Raw genomic sequence first — 24,239 nt, 5'->3', positions numbered from 1 at the left:
TGTAGATATTTCTCGGGAAATTGTAGAAATATGACGATTTAATGTTGAGGATTGTTTCGTGTATCGATAAAAAATCCATATCGGGTCACGATATAGCTATGTGAAAAAGAGCTTGTTAACGGTTGACCGTATCGCCCCCCGATACACACAACTTATTTTTTGAACAAAGACAGGATCGCTTCCCATTTGCTTTTCGGCCTGCTTTGAACAACAATTTCTAATCGTCTATTAAAATCATTCTGCAGACGCCATTCCTTGACCTGTTCTTCTCTTAACTTTTGAATTTCCTGCTGAAGAAGTTCACTTTTCTCTTTCTCCTGTTCTAGCAAGGCCTCGTATTGTTCCTTCTGCTGATTGGTCAACTTCTCAATCTTAGCGTTCGTTTTCTGAGCTGCGTTTCCTACATTAGCACTGATGGCGTGGTGATCTTGCTGAAGCCTCGATACGGTTACTTTAAGCTCAGACATATCGTTTGTCAGCTGAGCATTCATCTCGCGTGTCGCTGCTAATTCATTTGCTAGCATCATTAAGACTTCTCGTAATTGGTTCGGGTCTTGTGGAAGGTTCTCATATGTATCGGGTAGCGCTACGTCCGTTTGAACTGTTTCTTTCAGTCTTTCTTTTTGTTGAAGCACAATATCTTTAGCTGTATCGTCTAAAGGTTTGTCTGTATCGCGTAGCGCTATGAGCGATTCAATGTCAGATTGAACGAAAATACGTCGATCTCCATCCTTTAAAAACTCGTATCCGTTTCGTTCTAAAATTTGTCCATACTTTCGAACAGTAGGTGTTGCGATTCCTACTTCTTCTGCAACTTCCTTGGAGGAGAAAGCTCGTTCATTCGGTTGTATATCACGTCGCATATCGGGCCACCTTCATTTCTCTTCATCTATTCCTTATATCGCCATGCGATACATATCGTTAAATTCTTCTACTATAGGCATTCGCAATGAACTGTACCAATACGTCTATGCTCTACTAAATAGATTTCGGCAAATGTATCGATCTCCCCTTCTTTCCTTTTGAGAAACTCGCTCATTCCACTAGTTTATTTTTCTATTTCTTCACCCTACCCAGAAAATAGCTGTTTTCTAAAAGAATAAGGACATATATAATGAAAAAGTGCAATTATTTTTACATTTATTTTTTATGAGAGAGGTTATGTAATGAATACTACTTATTCATCGATACAATCTACTAAAACAAGAATGTTAGTCATCAGCGCACTATTCGTGGCACTGACTCTTGTTGCAACAATGTTCATCAACATCAAGCTTCCGATCGCAGGAAACGGTGGTCTTATCCATTTAGGTAACATTCCTCTATTCGTAGCGGCTTTTGTTTTCGGTAGAAGAACTGGTGCTATTGCAGGTGCTTTCGGGATGGGCTTATTTGACCTTCTATCCGGTTACACCATTTGGGCTCCTTTCACATTTATCATCGTTGGTGCAATGGGCTATGTAGCGGGCGTTATAGCGGAAAAAGTACCAGGCAAACGAGTACTTGTCTACTCAATGGCAGTTGTCGTAGCAATGCTGATTAAAGTGGTAGGTTATTATTTTGCTGAAGTTGTGCTTTACAGCAACTGGATCGTACCGTTTGGATCCATCCCAGGAAACATTCTGCAAGTTGGATTTGCTGGACTTGTCGTGGTTCCACTTGTAGCACGTATTAAGAAGAGAATACTGTAATTCAAAAGAACCCTGTATCGTATTGGCTTACAATATGGGGTTTTTTTGAGTTATTAATACAAAATACTTTTTTAAGGAGTAAGAATGAAGAAAAAACAAATTGATTGGTTTTTTGGGGGTCCAATGTTTGGAATTGTTATTTTAAGTCTACTACTATTTTCTACTTCAGCAACAAAGCTACCAAACGGTAATTATATTCTTGACCAAGATTCACTATCATATTTCTTAGTAGGGTGCATGTTCGTTTGTGCAATTCTTTTGATTCTTGGGAAAATAAGAGAGACTATGGAAAAAAAAATTCACAAGAATACAATCATTATTACTCTTCTATTAATACCAATCGTATTTGTTTTTGTGCATATAATTAATAATTAAAATATATATTTTCTTAGACTGCAGACGCCCTCATAGTGTCTGCTATTTTAAAGTTCAAGTTTCATATTCACCATCACACTTCACTCCTTCTGAATGTTAAAATAAAGAATACTTCCCTGTTAGACATATAGAGAGTGTCGACTTAAAATCGCAACAACTTAGGAGTGTATAGAAGCATGAACAAAAAAGATATCGCTCAAATACGAAAACAGTTCAAAAAAGAGAACGATCTACTGAAGATCTCGAGCATCTTTAATGTGTATATTACGAAAGAATCAAGCGAGATCTACCATCACGTGAGTCAGCCTTTTGAGATGCTAGATACTGAACAACAAGAGCTCTTCTTTAATAACTTTAAAAAATTGCTTGGCGGAAATCTCGATGAGAAACTTTTTGAATTAAAGTTTAATAGAAATGCTGAAAACAATAGCCAGCTTATTCTGCATCAGGGATTACTCGCAAGCGATACAGAGGACTGGAAAGAGCGCATGCTACAAATGGTAGGGAAAATGCTCCTAAACCGTCAGTACGAAAAGGATATCGTGATCACTTTTATTAAGGGAGAATACTATAAGCCGACGAAGCGCAAAAATGATGAGGCTGAGATTAGTGAACGTGATGCTGTCTACTCCTTCCCCTTCATTTTGTGCAGCATAAACAATACGCAAGAGCCGAAAAAAGAACTGCTCTTTGATTATGTGGAAAAAGAGTTCAAGTATAATTTTGTGGTCGATCCAATCATCAACCTGAACGCACCGATTGGAGGATTTCTCTTCCCGTGTTTCAGTGATAATGCAGCAGATGTGAACCACATCCTGTACTCAGCAGGCAAAGTCCATGAGCCTGATTATGAATTCATCGTGGACGTTTTAAATGGCGAAGAAATTATGACAGCAAAAGACGATAAGATTGTATTTGAAGAAATTATCAAAGACGTAACACAAGATCAGTTGAACACGTCTACCCTCTCCAATGTGTATGAAGAAATTAACCGAATGATCGAAGAGAACGAAGAGGAAGAGCATCCACGACTAGACTCCAAGGACGTTGAGCGCGTACTGAAAGCGAGCGGTGTTGTAGATATCAATGTGGAAAAGGTAGAGTCCGCTTTCCAAAAAGTCATTGATGATGACAAGTATGAGATTAAGGCAAGCAGTGTTGTACCGAAATACAACTCAAAATCTATTAAGATCGACACAAAGGTAGCTAAAATTTCGATTAGTCCCCAAGATTTAAGATATGTGAAGCAAGTACAGCTTAGCGGTAAACGTTACCTCATGATTGAAGTTGAGGAAGATACGGTGATTGAAGGGTTTACGATGATTCCGGAGGCTTTTGGGGAGAAGGTTGAGAAATAGTTAACTACAAAATACATAATGGAAGCCTTCTCGTTGAGGATGACTTCCATTGTGTAAATGTTTTTAAATTCAATTATAAGTACTTATCCAACCACTTCAGAACGCGCTCATAATAATCCTCAAGGTTTTCTCGCCGCCACGTTCCTTGGTAATGGTCTTCATCATCATATAATACCAACTGAGCCGTTTTATTTAATCGATTTAATGAAGAAAATATTGGTCCAGCTTCTGCATAACATAAATGGTCTCTTGTTCCTTGCGTGATTAGTACAGGTGTCTGTATTTTGTGAAACTCAAACAATGGAGAATTTCTTACATACCGCTCTCGCTCTTCCCATAATGTAGCACCTATGTTAAATTGTCCGTCTTCAATACTTCCATAATTTAAGTTCGAGTTAATATCAAACTGTGTGTAATAGCTGATTAGATTTCCTATTCCTGACGATACAATAGCTGCTTTAAAATGTGGTAATTTTGTTATAGCCACCAATGTTGAATAACCACCAAAGGAGTGTCCTAGGATTCCAATTCTCTCTGAATCTATGTTTGGATGTTTAATTAGAGCCTCATAAGCATCAGCGATCGTTTTCGTAATTTCTTCTGCTGGTTCATGTGTTCTTTTCATAGGTAAGTCAGGTAAAAATACGGCATACCCGTATGAAGCAAATATTTGGTGATTATCACATACGGATGGACTCATGCCAAATAATCGAACATTAGTGGATTGCATAGACCCTGGGTAAACTCTAATGATTGCAGGAACTCGCCCCTTACTATTTTTGGGCAGTAGTAATGCTCCCCTCAACTCTTGATGCTCACCCTTCCAACGAATGATTTCCGAAGTACCAAACGTGTCTGTCTTTAATTTTGACAACGTTATAGTAGTACCACTTTTAGAAGCAACATCAAATACCCTTATTGTTGGTGGAAGATCAACATCCTGAAATAGATAAGCTATTGTTTCATTCATATGGTCACAATAAGCAGCTCCACCTTCAAACCATGGAAGGTGCCCTTTTGGTTCTTCAAGTATAGGATTGGCTTCTCCTGTTACACAATTAATGTTCCAAAATCCATCTCGTCCTTCTATAGGTTCATGAGTCTGAACCACCATTCGGTTATCCTTAGTAATTGGAAACCCTGCAACAATACTGCGTTCCTCTGGAAAAGGAAATGGATTGAGCATTTCAGAAGTTGAACTATAATACCACAGCTTCCCTCCTGCAATCATGACTACATCTTCATTCTGTAGTACTTTAGGTGATTCAAAATCATGCCCTAAGTGATTTGTTTTATCTTGAAATAATAGCTCACTTACATTAGTGGATGTGTTTACAACCCATAAACCTCCATCTGACAAAGGTCCATTTGTAGTGTAGTAAATAGACTTATTGTCGTTTCCCCAACTAAAACTTAAACCATACATCATATGTATTTTCGAAGGAACACATTTCACCTCGGAAGTATCACTAGAAATGAGTGGACATGTCCATAATTCAAAGATATTTTGTTGAGTATCAATATTCTCTTCACCTAAACAATGCGTAAATGCTAGATAGTCACCATCTGTTGATAATTTCATACCCACCGGTCTTAACCCACTACAAAGTGTTGTAGCAAGTCCATTTTCAACAGTAATCATACTAATTTCTGCCCGATAACGATCAGCCCAGTTATCTAGATCTTCAGTAACTTTCTGAGCAGACAAGTTGCCTGTATCAAATACCTTAACCCGTTGTGATATATTAGTATTTGGACTAGACTTTTCCCAATTGGAGTAAAAATCATTTTCATTTATAGGTGTATTAGGCATAGATTTTACAATGATTTGTTTGCCGTCCTTTGTCCAAATTGGTTTTTCAAAGCCAAAGAATGGCCGGACGACTAAATCTGCAGCTAAATGAAGACTATGGTTTGTAGAATCCCATAACCATAAACGGGCCTTTCCTCCAATATCCGCAAAAAAGGCAAGTGTCTTACCTTCAGGAGACCATACTCCCGCCCAGCTACTATTTGCCTCTGGAGCAATCGGAAATGCTTCACCTGTATTCAAATTACAAACCCATTGTGATGTTCCCGCAACAGCCATCGAAACACCATTCGACCTCTTATCTACTGGCTCTCCATTTACACAAAGTGCTAACCATTTTTTATCACTGGACATAGACATATGTACTAAGGGAGCGGGTTCAATTACATTCATTAAGTCCGATATTTTCATTTACTTTGTACTGTCCTCCATTGCCGTATCAAATCTAGTAAGTAGAAATACTACTAGCTTTATTATTTTGACAAAATGCTGTTGTATCCTTCTTAGTAAAAAAGTAAGCTGAGCTTTAATTGGTGTGTAGATGATAAGATTAAAATTCCGTCATATTATCTATAACTCCTGAATTTCCTTAATTGTCTTTCATGTTGCTTTCTACCTTCTTACGCAGCTTTTTTCCTTCTTCTGAATCATAGCCTTCGTACATTACCTTCTCAATAAAGTTACGGTTAAAAAACACATTATAATCGGGAGAAATATTACCTTCCGGGTACGGGACCGCTATGTAATCATATTGTTTTCCAGTACTTACTTGTATTTGATTGTAACCATAAATCATGACACTTTTCTTCATCTGCTTTAACTTTACAACTGTGCCAATAGGTAAAGGTTTGGATTTATCTAGCCTCTCTTTTTCGGAACTATTTTCTTTCGCATTCGTACACCCTATTAAAAGTAAAACAAGCAAAAAGATGAATACTAGTTTGCCTTTATTTTTAGTTCGTAATATTTTCATTTTCATGATTCCTTCTCAGTTTTTTATTTCCAGCCCAACGCATGTCAGCTTCTTGCGGTGATTCATAGCCAAAGTAGATCACGTATTCAATCCGATTTATATTAAAGAAACATTGAATTGTTCTGAGATATTACTCTCAGGATAGGGAACAGCAACGTAATCAATAACTTGTTGGTTTTGATTAATATTTGGTTTCCTCCATAAATCATAAGCAACTTTTTAAAATCTTTACTTTGACTACTGTCCCAATAGGCAACAGCGTTTTAATTATATCAGCCATTTAAATCCACCCTCTTTTTTTAAGAATGGCACGAATAATTAATGCAATTGTACATGATCCATACACAAAGACCGCAACAATACTCAATGTTCCTATTTCGCTTTGTAATTCATTTGCAGGCGAATCAACAAGTAAGACAGCACCAAATATTAAGGTTCCACTCACCGCTCCAAAAATAGCATAAAATAGTAATCCGAAATTTAAAGCTTTTCTTAAATCTTTTTTATTTATAGGCAACAATGTTATATCCTCCAACTAATTTATCTTTATTTACTTTTTATCCTCTTCAACCCCAATTTTTACTCCTATCCCTATTCCAAGTGCAGCATACAAGCTATTTTCGGCACCTAAAGAACCGCCAACTCCTAAGCTTCCTAAAAAAACATACAATCCAATATATGGATCATAATAAATTCAAAAAAATCTTCTAAAGATTCGTATCCAAAAAAATTCAAAGGTTTTAATTTTATCTCTGTTTTCGCTGCAGATACACTAGCCCCTGCTGAAATTGTATAATTTTCAATATTTGCTTTTGTCTCCCCTTGTCCAAATAAGAAATCTGCCGATACTAGAGTTAATAATCATATTGAATTTCGAAACCGTTTTATTTCTATTAAATGGAAGATCGAAATCATTATAATTGTACATGATTAGTTAATTCTTTGCTTCATATTCACTGGAAACGATAATCTTCTTTAGAATGTCTTTAGATAATGGATCATTAAACTCTTTATATAGTTGCTTTGTCGTATAACTCGCAACACTCAATCTACCTCTCGTGAACATACCTTCTACTTTATCAAGGATCTGCGGTTAATTACTTTGCACAATCTTGCTGTCACAACTGTGCAGTCTCCTACCTAATGCTGAAGATCACTTTTTCTGTAGAATATTGCACGATACAACCTGAACATCTGTTGTCATCAATGCATTCAATACTTCAATGATGTCATTTATTTGGATTTTTGACTAAGCAAAATAAAAAAACTTCTCATAAGTTTTATCTACTTATGAGAAGCTCCCGAAAATTCCTTTATGTCAGCAAAATGCTAGTTTAGCTAGCATTCCACCTTCTTTGTATTACTCACAAATCCTATTACTTGGATTTTGTGGGCGTTATTACATCATGCCGCCCATTCCACCCATGCCCATGCCGGACATGTCAGGCATTCCGCCGCCAGCGTTTTCTTCTGGCTTATCCGCGATTACTGCTTCTGTTGTTAGGAACATTGCAGATACGGATGCTGCGTTTTGTAGAGCTGAACGTGTAACTTTTGTTGGGTCAACGATTCCGGATTCGAACATGTTTACCCACTCGCCAGCTGCTGCGTTGAAGCCGATTCCGATTTCTTCGTTCTTCAGACGCTCAACCACTACAGATCCTTCAAGACCTGCGTTGTGTGCGATTTGACGAACTGGCTCTTCTAGTGCACGAAGTACTAATTTCACACCTGTTAACTCATCTCCAGTAGCTTCTACTTGAGCGATTGCTTTTAGCACGTTAACTAGAGCTGTACCACCACCGGATACAATCCCCTCTTCAACTGCTGCACGCGTAGAGTTTAGTGCGTCTTCGATACGAAGTTTACGCTCTTTAAGCTCAGTTTCTGTAGCTGCACCAACTTTGATTACCGCTACTCCACCAGCTAATTTGGCTAAGCGCTCTTGTAATTTTTCTTTATCGAACTCAGAAGTTGTTTCTTCGAGTTGCGCTTTGATTTGGTTAACACGAGCTGCGATCTTAGAAGAATCTCCTGCACCTTCTACGATAGTTGTGTTTTCTTTTGTTACCACAACTTTAGAAGCTGTACCAAGCTGCGTGATGTTCGCAGTCTTAAGGTCAAGACCTAGCTCTTCTGTGATCACTTCACCGCCAGTTAGAACTGCAATGTCTTCTAGCATTGCTTTACGACGGTCACCGAATCCAGGAGCTTTTACAGCTACTGCATTAAACGTTCCGCGAAGCTTGTTAACTACTAATGTAGCAAGTGCTTCACCTTCAACGTCTTCAGCGATCAACAATAGAGATTTCCCTTGTTGTACCACTTGCTCAAGAACTGGAAGGATTTCTTGGATGTTCGTAATCTTCTTATCTGTGATAAGGATGTACGGGTTCTCAAGCTCTGCTTCCATCTTGTCAGAGTTTGTTACCATGTATGGAGATGCATATCCGCGATCGAACTGCATACCTTCAACCACTTCAAGCTCAGTTGTGAATCCTTTTGATTCTTCAATCGTGATAACGCCGTCGTTTCCAACGCGCTCCATCGCTTCAGCAATCAATTGTCCTACTTCTTCGTCAGCTGCAGAGATTGCCGCAACTTGTGCGATAGACTCTTTGCCTTCGATTGGTTTAGAGATCGCTTTTAATTCTTGAACAGCAGCAGCCGTTGCTTTTTCGATTCCTTTGCGAAGTACCATTGGGTTTGCTCCGCTTGTTACGTTCTTCAATCCTTCACGGATCATCGCTTGAGCAAGAACGGTTGCAGTTGTTGTTCCATCTCCTGCTACGTCGTTCGTTTTGCTCGCAACTTCAGCTACAAGCTTCGCACCCATGTTTTCGAATGCATCTTCAAGCTCGATTTCTTTTGCAATTGTAACACCGTCGTTTGTGATTAGAGGAGAACCGAATTTCTTCTCAAGCACAACGTTACGTCCTTTTGGTCCAAGTGTTACTTTTACAGCGTTTGCTAGTGCATCAACACCACGAAGCATTGAGCGGCGCGCGTCTTCACTAAATTTAATATCTTTAGCCATGTAAAAACCCTCCCATTAATTTTAAAAGTTAGTGACTTACATATGCTTAATGTTTAATTTATGTAGCTTCAAAATTTTGAAGCTTCCCAGTTACCTAAAGATTAGCCTACGATCGCTAAAACGTCAGACTCACGAAGAATCAAGTATTCTTTACCTTGGTACTTAACTTCTGTACCAGCGTATTTTGAGAAAATAATCGTGTTGCCTTCAGAAACTTCTAAAGAGATACGCTCGCCGTTATCCGTTACACGGCCCGTACCTACAGCAACAACTTTTCCTTCTTGAGGCTTTTCTTTTGCTGAATCTGGCAATACAATGCCGCTTGCAGTTTTTTCTTCACCTTCTACAAGCTCAATAATAATACGGTCACCTAGTGGCTTTAACAAGTGAAACACCCTCCTTAAATAGTTAAAAGATTTCTTATTAGCACTCTTTGTTAGTGAGTGCTAACTCCATTTCTAATAATAAATAAAACTAAAAAATTTTGCAAGTGAGAAATATAAATATAAATCGAATTACCCTCAAATTCGATATCCTCGCGAGCCCTGCCTATTCTATGTTAAAATGGGTAAGCATATAAAGAGGTATAAAACGCAATTATTTTTAGGGCTGTAAGTAAAGGAGAAGGTAATTTGAAGAAAAAATATTGGTGGATCATCTTCATATATATCGTGATGCAATTCTCAGGTTACATTGGGGTTCCACTGTTAAACGAACTTGGTGTTCCTAGAAATCAACTTTTTGGAATTTGGGGAACGTTCAGCTTTATCGTGGCTCTTGTGATTATCCTTTACATGCTGATCCCTGAAATGAGAGAACGCCACCGAAATTCTAAGCGCGTCTCAAAAGGATCTGCCGTTCTATGGTCGATCATCGGTATTTTTATGGCATACGCCGCTCAAATTATCGCGAGCATGATCGAGATGAACCTGTTCGGTATCCAACCTGGATCGGAAAACACGAAGCAACTCGTTGAAATCGTGAAAAACGTTAAATATTTTATGATTGTAACGGCCATCGTTGGGCCAATACTAGAAGAGATCATCTTCCGAAAGATTATTTTCGGCTCTCTTCATAAACGCTATAATTTCTTTATTTCTGCTTTGATCAGTTCTTTAATCTTTGCTGCTGTTCATGCGGATTTCACACACTTATTAATCTACACGGCAATGGGCTTCACGTTCGCTTTTCTTTATGTTAAAACGCAACGCCTTATCGTACCGATCGCTGCACACGTTGCCATGAACACGCTCGTTTTGATCGTTCAAGTATTATTTGCCGATAAAATCAAAGAAATGGAACAACAGCTAGAAACAGCGCAACTGATTATTGGAGGACTATTATGAAGACATCACCACTGTTTATGGCATTTTTATATTTAGGGATCGGAGTCGTCTTTACGTACTTAGCCGTTCATTACGCAAGCGAGTACGGCATGACAAGCTTCTGGACCATCATTACGATGGTCGTAGCAACCTTCGATTATGCGAATGCCATCCGCTATTTCGCGTTAAACAACCACTTGAAAAGAAAAAAGAAGAAATAATATGGGGGAACTGCTTCTGATGGAGGCAGTTTTTTTGTTTGTGTAGGATTTTGGGGCGGTGCATTGTGAGGTTGGCCAGTGGCGGATGTGAGATTGGACAGATTATTGGCTAGTTTGGACAGATTATGTTGGGAATTGGACAGATTATACGGCCAATCGGACAGATTAATCTTCGAATCCGACAGATTATCATCACCAGCATCAAAACAAAGGCTGTTTTGGTGCTCAAGCAGGCACCTGCGTCGCCTGCAAAACCCTCAAAGTATGCCTTACTGTCGACTTCCACGAAAATACTGTCCACTTTTCGAGTTTTACTATCCACTTTCGAAAAAATACTGTCCACTTTTACACATTTACTGTCCAATTCCCCGCTTTTACTGTCCACTCTCAATCACAACCCACTCCAACCACACAAAAAAGAGGATTCCCCACGTGGAGTCATCCTCTTTTTAATCATGATACACAGCTTCTGCCTGGGCTTCTCGTTCTTTTACGAGTGCTTCGACTTCGGCTTTCATGCGTTTTTTATAAGCGGCCTTCGATATGATGATGCTGATCTCATATAAAAGCAAGAGCGGGAACGTAACCATCAAGTGAGACAGCAGCTCTGGCGGTGTAATCAATCCCGCTACTACTAAAATCCCAAAGTAGGCTACTTTTCGAATGCTCTTAAGGAAATCAGGTGTTACGATTCCAAGTCGAGTCAGAAACATGATCAAGACTGGGAACTGGAACAACAGGCCGAACGGCAGTGTGATGTTGAATAGGAATGAGAAGTATTCTTGAATTCCGTATTCGCCTTCTACACTAAGTGCCACGGCGACATTTCCCATAAAGCTCACAACGAACGGAAACAGAATAAAGTACGAGAATGCGAGTCCCGTTAAGAAGAGCACGAATGCGATCGGGATGTACATAAGCGTTACTTTTCGTTCGTTCTCATAGAGCCCCGGGCTGATGAATGCCCAGAGTTGGTACAACACCACTGGTGCGGATAGGACGAGGCCGATGAAGAAGGCAAACGTCATGTACACGTTCAGTGGATCGGTTAGATGAAAAGCGTTCATCTGAATGTTCTTTGCGATTGGGTCACTTTGCAGATATACGATTACGGGCTTGGCTAAGAAAAATCCAGCGATCAAGAATAAGAAGAAGGCTAGAATCGCCCATATGATGCGCTTTCGTAATTCGCCAATGTGACCGTATAGCGACATATTTTTTTCAGAGGTCATAGACAAACATCCTTACTTCTTCAGTTGTTCGCTTTCCTTTTTGTCATCTTCTTCGTCCATCATGCCCTTTGTTGCATTTTTGAACTCGCGAAGCGTCTTACCTGCTGCTTTACCTAGCTCAGGCAGCTTTTTCGGTCCAAACATAACAAGAGCTGCAAGTCCGATTACCGCGATACTTCCTGGTCCTAACATAACGATTACCTCCTTGTTTTAAGAATAGTTTTTCATAAAATAAACAAGCGATTGCAATTCAACAGCTAAATCGATGTGATGAACACGAATCTCGGGTGAGACGGTCAATCGGGCGGGTGTGAAGTTTAAGATGCCTGTTACACCTGCGCGCTCGAGTTGATCGGCGATCGATTGAGCGGCTCCTACTGGAACGGTGAGGATCGCAACATCGATGCCTCGGTTCTTCAGTTCTTGCTCGATGTCTTCTGTGTGATAGATCGGAACTCCGGCAATTTCGCTGCCGATTTTTGCTCGGTCTACATCGAATGCGACTTCTATTTTGGTATTGTTATTTTTGGTGAAATTGTAATGTAAGAAGGCCGTGCCTAAGTTACCTACTCCGATTAATGCTACGGTTGTTGTTTCATCCTGGTTCAACGTCTTTGCGAAGAACGACAACAGATAATTAACATTGTAGCCATAACCTTTTTTGCCTAATGCGCCAAAGTAGGAAAAATCTCTGCGGATTGTTGCAGAATCTACTTTCACAGCTTCGCTTAATTCAGCAGAAGACACCCTTTGTTTACCGGAAGATGATAAGTTTTTCAAAAAACGATAATACAAGGGCAGCCGTTTTGCTGTTGCGTGTGGTATTTTTAACTGATCTTGGTTCATATTTGGAGCCCTCCAAGTTTAGAAAGCTTATCTATTCCTATTGTATCATATTTTGTCAGGGCTTGAAGAACGTAGAAAGTCCCCATTCTTTCCTCCTGTTTTCGAATGGAGGTATGTAGGCCCGATCACCATTCCCTTATCCGCTGCTTTACACATATCATAGACGGTTAACGCTGCTGCAGAAGCCGCTGTTAACGCCTCCATCTCAACACCGGTGCTGCCCTTCGTTTTCACTTCAACTTGGATGTTTAATTTAAACATGCTGTCCGCTAATTCATCCCATGAAAAAGACAGATCAACGCCAGTCAGTGATAACGGGTGACACATCGGAATCCAGTCAGAGGTTTTTTTCGCAGCCATGATTCCAGCGATCTGTGCGACGGCTAGAACGTCCCCTTTTTTAAATCCGTTTTCTTTGATCTTAAGGAAGACTTCTTCAGAAACCGTTACCCCGCTTACCGCTACGGCTGTTCGGTGAGATGTTTCTTTTTCCGAAATATCAACCATGCGCGCACGGCCTTCTTCGTTAAAATGGGTAAACTCTGTCATAAAACCCCTCCTCATGATGAATATACACGAAACCGCTTTTATTGTCGTTAAGATTTTACTTGTAATTATTGCAAAATGTTGAACATTCCCTTTGTTGGCGCGAATCTCCAAACTACGCTAAACTACTAGTTAGACAGGGTTATATTGTTTATTTAAGGGCTGATTGTATAAAAGCATGTTTGTGTAAGTAGTTGTTCTCCGCTCCAGGCACTTCGCTTTCCGTGGGGCAGGCGGTGAGCCCCTTGCCGCTTTGCGCCATTAAGGGTCTCACCTGACCGCTTGTCCCACAGGAGTCTCGTGCCTTGCGCTCCAACCAACTTATCAAAGAAGTACTTTTTCAGCATTATTCAAAAGTAACAAACAAGTCAATTAAATAAATAAAACCACCCGTTTTCCATAGAGGTGAAATTACAATGATTATTTTACAAGTTCAGGACGTTACGAAGTCGTTTGGCGCGGACGTTATTTTATCGAATATAAAACTAGAGGTTCAAAAAGGTGAGCGGATCGCGCTTGTTGGGCGGAACGGTGCGGGTAAATCTACGCTGCTACGCGTGATTACTGGTGAGTATTCCTACGATTCTGGTCATGTCATGATTCCGAAAGACGTGAAAACTGGTTATCTCGCACAAGATGCGGGGCTGGACTCCGATGAGTCGATTTGGAACGAGATGCTCTCGGTGTTTGAAGACCTTCGTAAAAAAGAGAAAAAGCTGCGTGAGATGGAAGCGCGTATGGGCGATCCAGAAGTGATTGCGAATGAAGCGGAGTATGAACGTCTCTTAAAAGACTATGATGCGCTGCAAGTAACATTTAAAGACGAAGGTGGCTATCAGTATGAAGCAGAAATTCGTACGGTACTTCACGGTTTTCAGTTTGCCGATTTTGATCGCGATACGAAGATCAACACATTAAGTGGAGGGCAAAAAACGAGACTCGCACTCGCAAAGCTCCTATTAACTAAACCAGATCTACTCATTCTCGATGAGCCGACGAACCACTTAGACATCAAAACGCTCACGTGGCTCGAGCAATATCTGCAGAGTTATCCCGGCGGCATTTTGATCGTCTCCCATGACCGGTATTTCCTCGATAAGATCGTAACGACCGTTTATGAGGTTTCTAGAAAACGTTCTTACCGTTTCACAGGTAACTATTCTAGCTATCTCGAGCAAAAAGCGGAGCGTTTCGCTCAAGAGATGAAAGAGTTTGAGAAGCAGCAAGAGCAGGTTGCGAAGTTAGAAGATTTTATTCAGCGCAACATCGTGCGTGCTTCGACTACGAAACGTGCACAGAGTCGTCGCAAACAGTTAGAGAAGATGGAATTAAAAGAGCGTCCCGCTGGTGCCGAAAAGTCTGCTAGTTTTTCTTTTGAGATTGAGAGACAAAGCGGGAACGATGTGCTGAAGCTTGAGAACGTGAGCACAGGATATGAAGACGGTGAGCCGTTATTTAAGAACGTATCGGTAGCGATCAACCGCCAGGACAGCGTCGCGATCGTTGGACCGAACGGTATCGGCAAATCGACTTTATTAAAAGTGATACGTAAGCAGCTGCCGCTCATATCGGGCGATATACGGTACGGCAGTGGACTCATGATCTCTCACTATGATCAGGAACAAGCGGATCTGCATTCCCGCAAGACTCTTCTTAACGAGCTGTGGGATGACTATCCGGAAAAAACAGAAAAAGAGATCCGCTCGATCCTCGGACAGTTCCTGTTTAGCGGTGACGATGTACTTAAGCTTGTAACAGAGCTGAGCGGTGGTCAGAAGGCTCGACTTGCCCTGGCGAAGCTTATGATGGAGAAAGGAAACCTTCTTCTGCTGGACGAGCCGACGAACCATCTGGATCTTGACAGCAAAGAGATCCTTGAACAAGCTCTGATCCACTATCCTGGTACGATCCTATTCGTATCGCATGACCGTTATTTCATAAACCGTATCGCCACGAAAGTCGTTGAGCTCGCGCCAACAGGCATGACCGAGTATCTAGGTGACTACGACTATTACACCGAAAAGAAAAATGAGATGAAAGCACGTGAAGAAATCGCTGCGCGCCAGAAAGCGGAGAACGCGGTTAACACTCCTTCTTCAAACCAAGGAAACGGTGCGAAAAACTCGATCGATAAAGAAGCGAAGAAGCTGGATCGTAAAAGACAGCGCCGTATCGAGGAGATCGATGGTCTGCTTGAAGGACTAGAAACGAAAATCACTTTGGCCGAAGCTGAACTTTGTAAACCTGAAGTCTTTCAGGATTATGAAAAGACGCAAGAATTCCAGTCTCAGCTTGATGTTTTGAATGAAGAGATGGAAACGTTGATGGAAGAATGGGAAGAACTACAAAATGCTTAAGTTGAAAGCTGATATCCTTACTTTTTGTAGGGATGTCAGCTTTTTTGTCATTTAATTCGCTGCGCACGTTTCGACATCACTTACGCACTTCTTCCCCAACGTTACACACAAATATCTTAATAAACTTAAAAAAACACCCAGTGAAATTTTCGAATAATCATTCTTATCCACAGATCAACCTGTGGATTTTGCACTTTTTGACGACTTATCCACTTTATCCACACGAACATGTGTATACATGATGTGAATTGTGTATAACACAAACCCTTTATTTCAAATGTTTCAAAACCATTGTCCACATTATCCACAAACCTGTGTATAACTTTTCCACAAAAATGAAGGGTTTTTGTGTCGAATTAAGTCGATTACTAAAAAAGCTCTTCTCCTCATATAAGGAAAAGAGCTTTTTCATTATTGCGCTTCTAAATCTAATCCAGGTACACCGTTTAATGCCATATCTCCACGCGTTCCTTTTTGGTACGCCACACTTCCTGCAGCACCAATCATAGCTGCATTATCTGTGCATAAGTGAAGCGGAGGAATGACGAGATCATACTTTGTTCCATTAAAACGGTTCTCTAGCATGTGACGAAGTCCTTTGTTCGCCGCTACTCCACCGGCCAAGAGGACTTGTTTTACGTTATATTGCTCTGCGGCACGATATGTTTTTTCCACAAGTACATCCACAACACTCGCTTGGAAGCTTGCAGCGAGATCTTCAGGCTTGATCACTTCTCCACGCTGTGTTGCATTGTGAACCGTGTTGATAACAGCTGACTTCAAGCCGCTGAAGCTGAAATCAAGCGAGTTCGGCTCTAGCCAAGCGCGAGGCAGGTCAATGTTCGCTTCACCCTCTTGTGCCAGCTTATCGATATGAGGACCGCCTGGGTATGGCATGTTCAGTGTTCGCGCCACTTTATCATACGCTTCCCCTGCTGCGTCGTCTCTCGTTTCACCGATTACTTTGAACGTTCCGTGCTCCTCCATCAGGACAAGCTCTGTATGCCCGCCTGAGACGATAAGAGACAACAGTGGAAACGTCATTTCTTTTTCAAGTCGGTTCGCATAGATATGTCCTGCGATATGATGCACAGGAACGAGCGGTAGCCCGTGTGCAAAAGCGAACGCTTTCGCTGCGTTAACACCGATTAATAGTGCTCCGACGAGGCCTGGTCCTTCTGTTACAGCAACTGCTGTAAGATCTCCTGGCTCTAACTCCGCTTGATTCAGCGCTTCTTCAATTACGACCGTAATCTCTTCAACATGATGGCGTGACGCCACCTCAGGAACAACGCCGCCAAAACGCTTATGACTCTCGATCTGTGACGCGACAACGTTTGCCAACAGTTCTGTACCGTTCTTCACAATCGCTACTGCTGTCTCATCACAGCTTGTTTCTATCGCTAATATCAATTCATCTTTTATCATAATTCCACCCACATGACTAAAGCATCTTCACCATTATCGCTATAATAGTTTTTTCGAATACCGCCTGCTTCAAATCCTAGTTTTTTATATAAGTTCTGTGCCACATGATTACTTACGCGTGCCTCTAGCGTCATCGATACCGCGCCATGCATCTTCGCAAGTTTGATCGCTTCTCTCATGAGCATCTCCCCTAGCTTTCTTCCTCTATAAGAAGGAAGGATTGCGATGTTCGTAACATGTGCCTCGTCCATAACGAGCCAGATGCCACAATAACCGACCGGCTGAAAGGAGTCTTCGATAACGAGGTAATGAGCGAACTGGTTCTCAACGATTTCTCTATAAAAAGCTTCTCGGGACCATGGAACAGCAAACGATGCTTGCTCGATCCCAAGGATATCATCTATATCGCTTACTTTTGCCAGTCTGAATGTATAAGGCTCTCCCATCAGATCCACCCTACTTTCCTTGTGACTTCAGCCAGTTCACTTCTGCTTCTGCCAACTGAAGATAGCTTGGAGTAAACGAATGGATATCAACCGGTTCGCTCGTCATACCGATACGTCCGAGTTCGCTTGGACGCGGATTGTGATCAGATACTTGTCCAAAAATAGCTTGGTCCCCCAACACGTTCTGAATCGTCTCTTGGTGAAGAGGTAAATCGTTTCCGACGAATAATATCTTTTTATCTAGCTCTTTAAGCTTGTCCAACCAATCTTTTAATAAGATGATCTGGTCTTCCCAAAGATTTTGAAACTCTCCTGAATCATTTCTTCCGTAAAGCCCCGTAAACAGCTGCGTGCGGCGTGCATCAAATAAAGGAACGGTATAGCCATCAAAGTATTTTCCGCTCTGAGCGAGTACTTCCAGGCTCGAAATCCCAACGAGTTCTTTTTTTAGTGTCCACGCAAGTGTCTTTGCGATTGTTACACCGATTCTAACACCTGTATAAGAACCAGGCCCTTTCGCAACCACGATGCGATCAAGATCTGCAGGCTTTACCCCAGTCTCTTTTAATACTTCTTCAATCGCAGGCATCACTCGTATCGAATGATTCTTTTTTAAGTTCGTAATATACTCACCGAGCACTTTTCCTTCATCCAATACTGAGATCCCCATCACAAGATTGGATGTATCTATTGCAAGAACTTTCATTACATAATCTCCTTAACGCGTTCTTCGTATCTAGTTCCGATAGGTTTTAATTGAATCTCTCGCTCGTCGTCGCCTTTATGTGAGATAATGAGTTCAAGTCTTTCCTCTGGTAAATAGTCTTCTATATATACGGCCCACTCGACCACACAGACGCCATCTCCTGAAAAGTACTCTTCGAATCCTAAATCTTCGTCCGAGTCTTCTAATCGGTACACGTCCATATGATAAAGCGGCAGTCGTCCACTGTATTCTTTAATGATGGTAAAAGTAGGAGAGTTCACTGTACGGGTTATTCCGAGCCCTTTTGCGAGCCCTTTTGTAAAAGTCGTCTTTCCCGCTCCAAGATCTCCAGCCAGTGTGAGTACATCTCCTTTTTGAAGAAGAGAGCCCAGCTTTTCGGCAAAAGACATCGTTTCTTCCGCTGACTTTGTTTCGTATTGATAAGTACTCATGACTTCCCCTTACCTTTCCCTAAAATGATTGTATCCTTTTTTCGTGAGAAGTTCAGGCTTCTCGTCTTGTTTATGAAGAAAGACTTCAGCCTTACCAGCTTCTCCAACTTTCCCAATTTCATAAAGCGGCAGCTCATGTTGTTTGAATGTATCTGCCAGCACCTTAAAATCTTCTTCTGAAGCTGTTCCAACCAGCACATAGTCTTCGCCACCAAACAACTGATGGTGAAGCACGTCATCCTCTGGTAAATCTCTTAAGGACTCACTAACAGGCATGCTGTTTCTTTCTATATGAATGGAAACGTTACTTGCTTCAGCGATCTCATTCAGTTCGCTCGCCACTCCGTCACTAACATCGTTCAAGGAGATTCGAAAACCGCTACCTGCGAGAATTCTTCCCTGCTGGATATGAGGAATGGGCATCTGATGTTGACTTTTCCATTTTTCTTCATTTGCCGTGAGTTCAGCATGTCTTGTTTTTTCAAGCAGAATGTTGAGTCCTGCCGCTGATTCACCCGTTGTTCCTGTTAAAAATACAGAGTCTCCTGGTCTCGCGTTGCTTCTTAATAGAGATCTTCCTTTTTCTACTTTTCCAATAACCGTCACTGTTAATACTAACAGCCCTTTTGTAGAAACGGTATCTCCGCCCAGAAGATCCATTTTGTATTTCTCTGCAAGTTTCCCCATCCCACGATAGATCTCTTGCAGTTCATCCTCCGACCATTCAGGTGGAATCGCGATCGAGACGAGATAGAACTGCGGAATACCACCCATCGCGGCTATATCACTCACGTTCACAGCAAGTGCTTTAAAGCCAGCTTGATAAGGAGATAACGTATTCTTCGTAAAATGAACACCTTCTACCATGGTATCCACACAAACGATTTGATCCATCTCTTCGTTCACCGACCAAAGAGCAGCGTCATCACCGATTCCTTGAACAACCTCTTTTTGAAAGAAGTGCCGAGGCGTGATGCTGTTGATCCATTCAAATTCATCTTTAATCATGGATGTGCTCCTCTCTGGTCTTTACTTTAGCATGTTTATTAAATAGCTTTGCAAAACCTCATTGATTAAGTTGATTGTATGGAAGGTACGAGACTCCTGCGGGACGAGCGGTCAGTTCTAAATGTGAAAGTGGCTCGTTCAGCCCCGACCAGCAAAAGTTGAATGGGCTAGGAAGGCGCACTTTGCCTTCTTGACCGTTTAATTTTTGACCTCGAGGGGCTAGCCACTGTAACTGGTCAGGTGAGACCCTTAAGGGCGCAAAGCGGCAAGGGGCTCACCGGTCGCCCCGCGGAAAGCGAAGTACCTGGAGCGGAAATCAACCTCAACTCTTAAATCAACTTATAAAAAAGCCTTAGGATTATAATAAAACTCCTAAGGTGACAGTTGTATATTTTTAGTTTAACTTACTTTTAGACATAAAAAAACACGAAACCTTGTTTCGTTTTTTAAAAGTGGCGGACCCGACCGGGGTCGAACCGGCGATCTCCTGCGTGACAGGCAGGCATGTTAACCACTACACCACGGGTCCAGCTTGTATGTAATTGATGTAGTAAATGTTCATGAAATTTAAATTGGTTGCGGGGACAGGATTTGAACCTGCGACCTTCGGGTTATGAGCCCGACGAGCTACCAGACTGCTCCACCCCGCGACGTTATAAAATGTTGTTTTTTCTGGTTTAGATAACAACTTGTTTCGGACATTTATTAATATATCACGTTTCTTAGTATGATGCAAGTGTTTTAAAAATATTAGGCACTAGAAATTTTATTTATTTCCAGTGCCCTCTATTTTATGCCACTTTATCGTTGTTTTCAGTGCGTTTGTTGAACCCTTTTAAATAGTAGATCGCTGTTAATAAGATTAACCAACACGGTCCTACGATCAAGGCGATACGTGTATCTGGGAAGTATGCCATGATTCCGACAACAAAGATTAAAATAGCTAATGCGATATATGATCCATACGGAAAGAACGGTACTTTAAATTTCAGTGATTTCTTTTCTTCTTCACTCAACCTTTTACGGAACTTAAGCTGAGACACAAGAATAATGGACCATGTCCAGATCGCTCCGAATGTTGAGATACTTGTTACCCATACGAAAACTTTTTCAGGAACAAGATAGTTTAACACGACTCCAATAAGAAGTGCTCCCGCTGAAACTAATACAGCTACAGAAGGTACACCCGTCTTACTTACTTTATGAAGTCCTGCTGGTGCTTGTTTTTGTTCAGCCAAGTTGAAAAGCATGCGTCCTGTACTGAATATTCCACTGTTACAGCTAGATAATGCAGCTGTTAATACAACAAAGTTAATGATACCAGCAGCTTGTCCGATACCGATCTTTTCAAATGTAAGAACGAACGGACTTCCTTGCGTTCCAATCTGATCCCACGGGTAGATGGACATGATAACAAATAATGCCCCTACGTAGAAAATCAGGATACGCCAGAATACAGAGTTCACAGCTCTTGCTAAAGATTTTTCAGGATTCTTAACTTCACCTGCTGTAACACCGATCATCTCGATTCCTAAGAATGCAAACATAACCATCTGCATAGACATCAGGATTCCCTGTATGCCATTAGGTGCGAAACCGCCATTTTCCCAAAGGTTACTGATTCCTGTTGCTACTCCACCGTTACCAAAACCAAATAGTATCATGCCTAAACCAGTTACAATCATTAATACGATGGCAACGATCTTAATCAGTGCAAACCAGAATTCAAACTCTCCATACGCTTTGATAGCAAGCAAGTTAATGCTAGCCATAATCACAAGTGCAGATAGTGCCCAAATCCAAACGGGTACATCTGGGTACCACATCTTCATATAAATACCTACGGCTGTGATCTCAGCCATACATGTTACGATCCACAAGAACCAATAGTTCCAGCCAGTTAAATAACCAGCTAGTGGTCCAATATAGTTTCTTGCATATCGGCTAAAAGATCCGGCAACCGGTTGATGAATCGCCATCTCTCCTAATGCTCTCATAATAATGAACATTACGGCTCCGCCTAATGCATATGCTAATAAAATTGCTGGCCCCGCCATTTCAATTGCTGAAGCTGACCCTAAAAATAAGCCCACTCCAATAGCTGCCCCAAGCGACATAAGTGTTATATGTCGTTCTTCGAGCCCACGCTGTAATTCTTGTTTTGGCTTCATTTTTATGCCTCCCTTGATGTATATGATGAAGCGCTTTCACTCCGATATCATAACACATTTCGACAAAGATAAACAATTCGTTTATATTACATTATAAAGCCTAAAAGCCCTATTGTAACAGGGCTTTTTTGGCAGCTTCTTTAAAAACAGTCGCGATATCCTCAATATTTTCAATCCCAACAGAAATTCTGATCACATTCTTATTGATCCCCAATTTTTCACATGTCTCTGCTGGTAAAGATCGGTGAGAAGTTCCGAGTGGATAAGAGACCGTCGTTTCTACACCTGCAAGCGTCGGAACAATATGAACCCAATCCAATGACTTAAAAAACGTATGAACGTTGCTGTTTTCATCAAGTTCGATGGTTACAATAGAAGAATTACCCGTTTCACTCACGTATTCTGGATAGTAGACGGTTTTAATTCCCTCTGTCTGTTTAAGCTGCTTCGCTAATTCAGTTGCATTAGAAATATGACGCTCCATACGAACGCTTAACGTTTTCAAGCCCCTAGAAGCCAGCCACGCATCAAACGGTCCTAGATTACAGCCAAGGTGAATCATTTTTGCTTGAGCCTTTGCGATTAACTCCTCTTTCCCTACTACTACACCTGCTGTCACGTCGCTATGTCCATTCAAGTACTTCGTTGCACTATGAACTACGAGATCAACACCTTTTGTGTACGGCTTTAGTACATAAGGTGTGGCGAATGTATTATCAATCATCGTCGTAAGATTATGTTCTTTTGCAATGGCAACAAGTCCCTCTAAATCCTCTACACGCAATAAAGGATTCGTTATGGATTCTGAATAAATGAGCTTCGTGTTGCTTCGAATGTTTCGTTTAACCTCATCTAAGTCCTTGAATGAAACGAATGTGGTTTCGATTCCAAAACTCTTAAGATCATCAGAAAGAAGCTGATAGGTGCCACCATACAAATCATCACAAGCTAGAATATGATCACCGACTTGTGTAACTGCTAAGATACCTACTAAAATGGCTGACATACCCGATGAGGTCACAACACCCGCAGGAGCTTGTTCAAGGTTAGCAACACCACTCGCAAAATCGTTCTGGTTCGGGTTATTCATACGCGTATATAAGTAATCGTTCTTTCCTCTAAAATAATCCTCTAGGTCGTCAAGATCGTTAAAAGAAAAAGCTGACGTCTGATAGATCGGATTGATCTTACTTACCGACTTCACACTATTATGACCACTTGCATGTACGCTGGATGTATCAAAATGAACATTCTTCATGATATATGGCCTCCCCATTGTTTTTATCTTTTAGTTTAGCATAAAATCGGTTAGAAATATGGGCTTGGGGTTTGTTTTGGTGGTGTTTGTTTGTCGTGGCGGAAGTTGGTTTTGGAGAGATTTGTGCATTTGAGGGTGAGATTTAAGGTATTTTAGTTGGTACTGGCTTGGTTGATGGTTGAAGGAGTTGCTAATGTTGTTCTTAAATGGATTTTTAGAGCTTTTGCTGAAGAATATCGCGTTATGGAAGATGGCTGTGGCCATCTTCTTCCGATTTTGAGGGGTTGTGATAGGGTTACGTGGTTGAAACGCATCTTCGAAGCATACGGAGTGGGGTATCTCCCTTCCATAATTAAGCCTGAATGCACAAAATTAAGTCGAAATGAGAGCGAATTAAGTCGGAAAGAACCTCAATTAAGTCTAAAACCAAAAATAAAGGCCGTTCGCTAAATCTCGACAACCAATCTCTGCCCGATCCAAGCTCTATACCCTCCACCTTTCACACCCCAGTCACCTATAATCAGAAGTTTGGTATCCGCCAAACCACCTTATCTTCTTTTTAAAAGCACAAAAAAAGAAGATGGATTTTCATCCATCTTCCTCATTGCCTAGCGACGTCCTACTCTAACAGGGGGAAACCCCCAACTACCATCGGCGCTAAAGAGCTTAACTTCCGTGTTCGGTATGGGAACGGGTGTGACCTCTTTGCCATCATCACTAGACCTAACCATGACTTTCACCATGATCTATTAAATTAGAGAGTATGTTCTCTCAAAACTAGATACGACGTTTCCAAACGTTATGCTTTTTTAAGGATAAGCCCTCGACCGATTAGTATCTGTCAGCTCCACGTGTCACCACGCTTCCACACCAGACCTATCAACCTCATCATCTCTAAGGGGTCTTACTCACTTGCGTGATGGGAAATCTCATCTTGAGGGGGGCTTCATGCTTAGATGCTTTCAGCACTTATCCCGTCCACACGTAGCTACCCAGCTA

At 41.2% G+C, this 24,239-nt stretch carries 23 protein-coding genes, 2 tRNA genes and 2 rRNA genes; 6 read left to right on the top strand and 21 right to left on the bottom strand.

From position 1 onward, the window contains the following. Window positions 1-152: 152 nt before the first annotated feature. On the bottom strand, window positions 153-863 hold the full coding sequence (locus I5J82_RS19180; protein WP_198769364.1) for a hypothetical protein: 711 nt from the start codon (window positions 861-863) through the stop codon (window positions 153-155). A 303-nt stretch (window positions 864-1,166) separates the two neighbouring features. On the opposite strand from I5J82_RS19180, the gene I5J82_RS19175 reads away from it, so the two are divergent. The 3 genes from I5J82_RS19175 to I5J82_RS19165 all read left to right on the top strand — a co-directional run bounded on the left by I5J82_RS19175 (window position 1,167) and on the right by I5J82_RS19165 (window position 3,424). Next, window positions 1,167-1,691, top strand: coding sequence for an ECF transporter S component (locus I5J82_RS19175; RefSeq protein ID WP_198769363.1), 525 nt, complete (start codon window positions 1,167-1,169; stop codon window positions 1,689-1,691). A gap of 84 nt (window positions 1,692-1,775) precedes the next feature. Next, window positions 1,776-2,066, top strand: a complete 291-nt coding sequence (locus I5J82_RS19170) for a hypothetical protein (protein WP_198769362.1) — start codon at window positions 1,776-1,778, stop codon at window positions 2,064-2,066. A 176-nt stretch (window positions 2,067-2,242) separates the two neighbouring features. Beyond that, window positions 2,243-3,424, top strand: coding sequence for a DUF4317 domain-containing protein (locus I5J82_RS19165; RefSeq protein ID WP_198769361.1), 1,182 nt, complete (start codon window positions 2,243-2,245; stop codon window positions 3,422-3,424). Window positions 3,425-3,497: 73 nt separating this feature from the next. Here I5J82_RS19165 and I5J82_RS19160 read toward each other — a convergent pair whose 3' ends face one another. From I5J82_RS19160 to groES, 5 genes are all read right to left on the bottom strand, one after another. Beyond that, window positions 3,498-5,645 (bottom strand): S9 family peptidase, encoded by a 2,148-nt coding sequence (locus tag I5J82_RS19160; protein ID WP_198769360.1) that lies wholly within the window; start codon window positions 5,643-5,645, stop codon window positions 3,498-3,500. Between the two features lie 178 nt (window positions 5,646-5,823). Further along, window positions 5,824-6,207 (bottom strand): DUF4176 domain-containing protein, encoded by a 384-nt coding sequence (locus tag I5J82_RS19155; RefSeq protein ID WP_198769359.1) that lies wholly within the window; start codon window positions 6,205-6,207, stop codon window positions 5,824-5,826. A gap of 280 nt (window positions 6,208-6,487) precedes the next feature. After that, window positions 6,488-6,727 carry a hypothetical protein gene (locus tag I5J82_RS19150; RefSeq protein WP_198769358.1) on the bottom strand — a complete coding sequence of 80 codons (240 nt, stop codon included), beginning with the start codon at window positions 6,725-6,727 and terminating at the stop codon, window positions 6,488-6,490. Between the two features lie 879 nt (window positions 6,728-7,606). Continuing rightward, a complete protein-coding gene (groL, locus tag I5J82_RS19145; RefSeq protein WP_198769357.1) occupies window positions 7,607-9,244 on the bottom strand; it encodes a chaperonin GroEL in 1,638 nt (545 codons plus the stop codon). A gap of 101 nt (window positions 9,245-9,345) precedes the next feature. After that, complete coding sequence (gene groES, locus I5J82_RS19140) at window positions 9,346-9,630, bottom strand: co-chaperone GroES (RefSeq protein WP_066242572.1); 285 nt, start codon at window positions 9,628-9,630, stop codon at window positions 9,346-9,348. 246 nt (window positions 9,631-9,876) lie between these two features. Between groES and I5J82_RS19135 the strand changes: the two genes are divergently transcribed. Both I5J82_RS19135 and I5J82_RS19130 read left to right on the top strand, forming a co-directional pair. Further along, window positions 9,877-10,590: a CPBP family intramembrane glutamic endopeptidase gene (locus I5J82_RS19135; RefSeq protein WP_198769356.1), complete on the top strand. Its 714-nt coding sequence runs from the start codon at window positions 9,877-9,879 to the stop codon at window positions 10,588-10,590. After that, window positions 10,587-10,790: a YdiK family protein gene (locus tag I5J82_RS19130; protein ID WP_137792220.1), complete on the top strand. Its 204-nt coding sequence runs from the start codon at window positions 10,587-10,589 to the stop codon at window positions 10,788-10,790. Before I5J82_RS19135 ends, I5J82_RS19130 begins: the two co-directional genes overlap by 4 nt. A gap of 449 nt (window positions 10,791-11,239) precedes the next feature. On the opposite strand, the gene tatC is transcribed toward I5J82_RS19130, so the two are convergent. Genes tatC through moaC form a run of 4 tightly spaced genes read right to left on the bottom strand, consistent with a single transcriptional unit; the run spans window position 11,240 to window position 13,417 of the window. Continuing rightward, entirely contained in the window at window positions 11,240-12,022 is a 783-nt protein-coding gene (gene tatC / locus I5J82_RS19125) for a twin-arginine translocase subunit TatC (protein WP_198769355.1), read from the bottom strand. Between the two features lie 12 nt (window positions 12,023-12,034). Further along, complete coding sequence (locus tag I5J82_RS19120) at window positions 12,035-12,214, bottom strand: twin-arginine translocase TatA/TatE family subunit (protein ID WP_118156255.1); 180 nt, start codon at window positions 12,212-12,214, stop codon at window positions 12,035-12,037. An 18-nt stretch (window positions 12,215-12,232) separates the two neighbouring features. Continuing rightward, window positions 12,233-12,868 carry a redox-sensing transcriptional repressor Rex gene (locus tag I5J82_RS19115; RefSeq protein WP_198769354.1) on the bottom strand — a complete coding sequence of 212 codons (636 nt, stop codon included), beginning with the start codon at window positions 12,866-12,868 and terminating at the stop codon, window positions 12,233-12,235. Window positions 12,869-12,913: 45 nt separating this feature from the next. After that, window positions 12,914-13,417, bottom strand: coding sequence for a cyclic pyranopterin monophosphate synthase MoaC (gene moaC, locus I5J82_RS19110; protein ID WP_198769353.1), 504 nt, complete (start codon window positions 13,415-13,417; stop codon window positions 12,914-12,916). 413 nt (window positions 13,418-13,830) lie between these two features. Between moaC and abc-f the strand changes: the two genes are divergently transcribed. Continuing rightward, on the top strand, window positions 13,831-15,771 hold the full coding sequence (gene abc-f / locus I5J82_RS19105) for a ribosomal protection-like ABC-F family protein (RefSeq protein ID WP_198769352.1): 1,941 nt from the start codon (window positions 13,831-13,833) through the stop codon (window positions 15,769-15,771). Between the two features lie 411 nt (window positions 15,772-16,182). On the opposite strand, the gene tsaD is transcribed toward abc-f, so the two are convergent. From tsaD to I5J82_RS19050, 11 genes are all read right to left on the bottom strand, one after another. Then, the gene (tsaD, locus tag I5J82_RS19100; RefSeq protein WP_198769351.1) at window positions 16,183-17,199 is read right to left on the bottom strand and encodes a tRNA (adenosine(37)-N6)-threonylcarbamoyltransferase complex transferase subunit TsaD; all 1,017 of its coding nucleotides are present in this window, start codon (window positions 17,197-17,199) and stop codon (window positions 16,183-16,185) included. Then, window positions 17,196-17,645, bottom strand: coding sequence for a ribosomal protein S18-alanine N-acetyltransferase (gene rimI / locus I5J82_RS19095; protein ID WP_066399684.1), 450 nt, complete (start codon window positions 17,643-17,645; stop codon window positions 17,196-17,198). The genes tsaD and rimI overlap by 4 nt, the downstream gene beginning before the upstream one ends. A gap of 10 nt (window positions 17,646-17,655) precedes the next feature. Beyond that, window positions 17,656-18,351 carry a tRNA (adenosine(37)-N6)-threonylcarbamoyltransferase complex dimerization subunit type 1 TsaB gene (tsaB, locus tag I5J82_RS19090; protein ID WP_198769350.1) on the bottom strand — a complete coding sequence of 232 codons (696 nt, stop codon included), beginning with the start codon at window positions 18,349-18,351 and terminating at the stop codon, window positions 17,656-17,658. Then, window positions 18,351-18,803: a tRNA (adenosine(37)-N6)-threonylcarbamoyltransferase complex ATPase subunit type 1 TsaE gene (tsaE, locus tag I5J82_RS19085; RefSeq protein WP_198769349.1), complete on the bottom strand. Its 453-nt coding sequence runs from the start codon at window positions 18,801-18,803 to the stop codon at window positions 18,351-18,353. The genes tsaB and tsaE overlap by 1 nt, the downstream gene beginning before the upstream one ends. Window positions 18,804-18,812: 9 nt before the next feature. Then, the gene (thiL, locus tag I5J82_RS19080; protein ID WP_198769348.1) at window positions 18,813-19,811 is read right to left on the bottom strand and encodes a thiamine-phosphate kinase; all 999 of its coding nucleotides are present in this window, start codon (window positions 19,809-19,811) and stop codon (window positions 18,813-18,815) included. Between the two features lie 453 nt (window positions 19,812-20,264). After that, window positions 20,265-20,340, bottom strand: a tRNA-Asp gene (locus I5J82_RS19075). A 44-nt stretch (window positions 20,341-20,384) separates the two neighbouring features. Further along, window positions 20,385-20,461, bottom strand: a tRNA-Met gene (locus I5J82_RS19070). Between the two features lie 141 nt (window positions 20,462-20,602). Then, complete coding sequence (locus I5J82_RS19065; RefSeq protein WP_198769347.1) at window positions 20,603-21,982, bottom strand: amino acid permease; 1,380 nt, start codon at window positions 21,980-21,982, stop codon at window positions 20,603-20,605. A gap of 109 nt (window positions 21,983-22,091) precedes the next feature. After that, window positions 22,092-23,240: a trans-sulfuration enzyme family protein gene (locus I5J82_RS19060; protein WP_198769346.1), complete on the bottom strand. Its 1,149-nt coding sequence runs from the start codon at window positions 23,238-23,240 to the stop codon at window positions 22,092-22,094. 606 nt (window positions 23,241-23,846) lie between these two features. After that, a 5S ribosomal RNA gene (gene rrf, locus I5J82_RS19055) occupies window positions 23,847-23,962 on the bottom strand. Window positions 23,963-24,051: 89 nt separating this feature from the next. Continuing rightward, window positions 24,052-24,239: ribosomal RNA gene (locus tag I5J82_RS19050) — 23S ribosomal RNA — on the bottom strand; the annotation flags it as partial.

The sequence above is a fragment of the Fictibacillus halophilus genome (assembly GCF_016401385.1).
Taxonomy (GTDB): domain Bacteria; phylum Bacillota; class Bacilli; order Bacillales; family Fictibacillaceae; genus Fictibacillus; species Fictibacillus halophilus.
Note: the sequence above shows the minus strand (reverse complement) of the source record. Positions and strands in the feature narration are given on the sequence as shown.

Excerpts from the sequence above, each read along its gene's own strand:
- I5J82_RS19155 (WP_198769359.1), bottom strand. The coding sequence starts at position 6,207 with ATGAAAATATTACGAACTAAAAATAAAGGCAAACTAGTATTCATCTTT.
- tsaD (WP_198769351.1), bottom strand. The coding sequence starts at position 17,199 with ATGATAAAAGATGAATTGATATTAGCGATAGAAACAAGCTGTGATGAG.
- tsaE (WP_198769349.1), bottom strand. The coding sequence starts at position 18,803 with ATGAGTACTTATCAATACGAAACAAAGTCAGCGGAAGAAACGATGTCT.
- I5J82_RS19165 (WP_198769361.1), top strand. The coding sequence starts at position 2,243 with ATGAACAAAAAAGATATCGCTCAAATACGAAAACAGTTCAAAAAAGAG.
- I5J82_RS19175 (WP_198769363.1), top strand. The coding sequence starts at position 1,167 with ATGAATACTACTTATTCATCGATACAATCTACTAAAACAAGAATGTTA.
- rimI (WP_066399684.1), bottom strand. The coding sequence starts at position 17,645 with ATGGGAGAGCCTTATACATTCAGACTGGCAAAAGTAAGCGATATAGAT.
- abc-f (WP_198769352.1), top strand. The coding sequence starts at position 13,831 with ATGATTATTTTACAAGTTCAGGACGTTACGAAGTCGTTTGGCGCGGAC.
- I5J82_RS19115 (WP_198769354.1), bottom strand. The coding sequence starts at position 12,868 with ATGAACCAAGATCAGTTAAAAATACCACACGCAACAGCAAAACGGCTG.
- I5J82_RS19170 (WP_198769362.1), top strand. The coding sequence starts at position 1,776 with ATGAAGAAAAAACAAATTGATTGGTTTTTTGGGGGTCCAATGTTTGGA.
- moaC (WP_198769353.1), bottom strand. The coding sequence starts at position 13,417 with ATGACAGAGTTTACCCATTTTAACGAAGAAGGCCGTGCGCGCATGGTT.
- tsaB (WP_198769350.1), bottom strand. The coding sequence starts at position 18,351 with ATGAAAGTTCTTGCAATAGATACATCCAATCTTGTGATGGGGATCTCA.
- I5J82_RS19130 (WP_137792220.1), top strand. The coding sequence starts at position 10,587 with ATGAAGACATCACCACTGTTTATGGCATTTTTATATTTAGGGATCGGA.
- I5J82_RS19160 (WP_198769360.1), bottom strand. The coding sequence starts at position 5,645 with ATGAAAATATCGGACTTAATGAATGTAATTGAACCCGCTCCCTTAGTA.
- thiL (WP_198769348.1), bottom strand. The coding sequence starts at position 19,811 with ATGATTAAAGATGAATTTGAATGGATCAACAGCATCACGCCTCGGCAC.
- I5J82_RS19060 (WP_198769346.1), bottom strand. The coding sequence starts at position 23,240 with ATGAAGAATGTTCATTTTGATACATCCAGCGTACATGCAAGTGGTCAT.
- groL (WP_198769357.1), bottom strand. The coding sequence starts at position 9,244 with ATGGCTAAAGATATTAAATTTAGTGAAGACGCGCGCCGCTCAATGCTT.
- tatC (WP_198769355.1), bottom strand. The coding sequence starts at position 12,022 with ATGACCTCTGAAAAAAATATGTCGCTATACGGTCACATTGGCGAATTA.
- I5J82_RS19180 (WP_198769364.1), bottom strand. The coding sequence starts at position 863 with ATGCGACGTGATATACAACCGAATGAACGAGCTTTCTCCTCCAAGGAA.
- I5J82_RS19065 (WP_198769347.1), bottom strand. The coding sequence starts at position 21,982 with ATGAAGCCAAAACAAGAATTACAGCGTGGGCTCGAAGAACGACATATA.
- I5J82_RS19120 (WP_118156255.1), bottom strand. The coding sequence starts at position 12,214 with ATGTTAGGACCAGGAAGTATCGCGGTAATCGGACTTGCAGCTCTTGTT.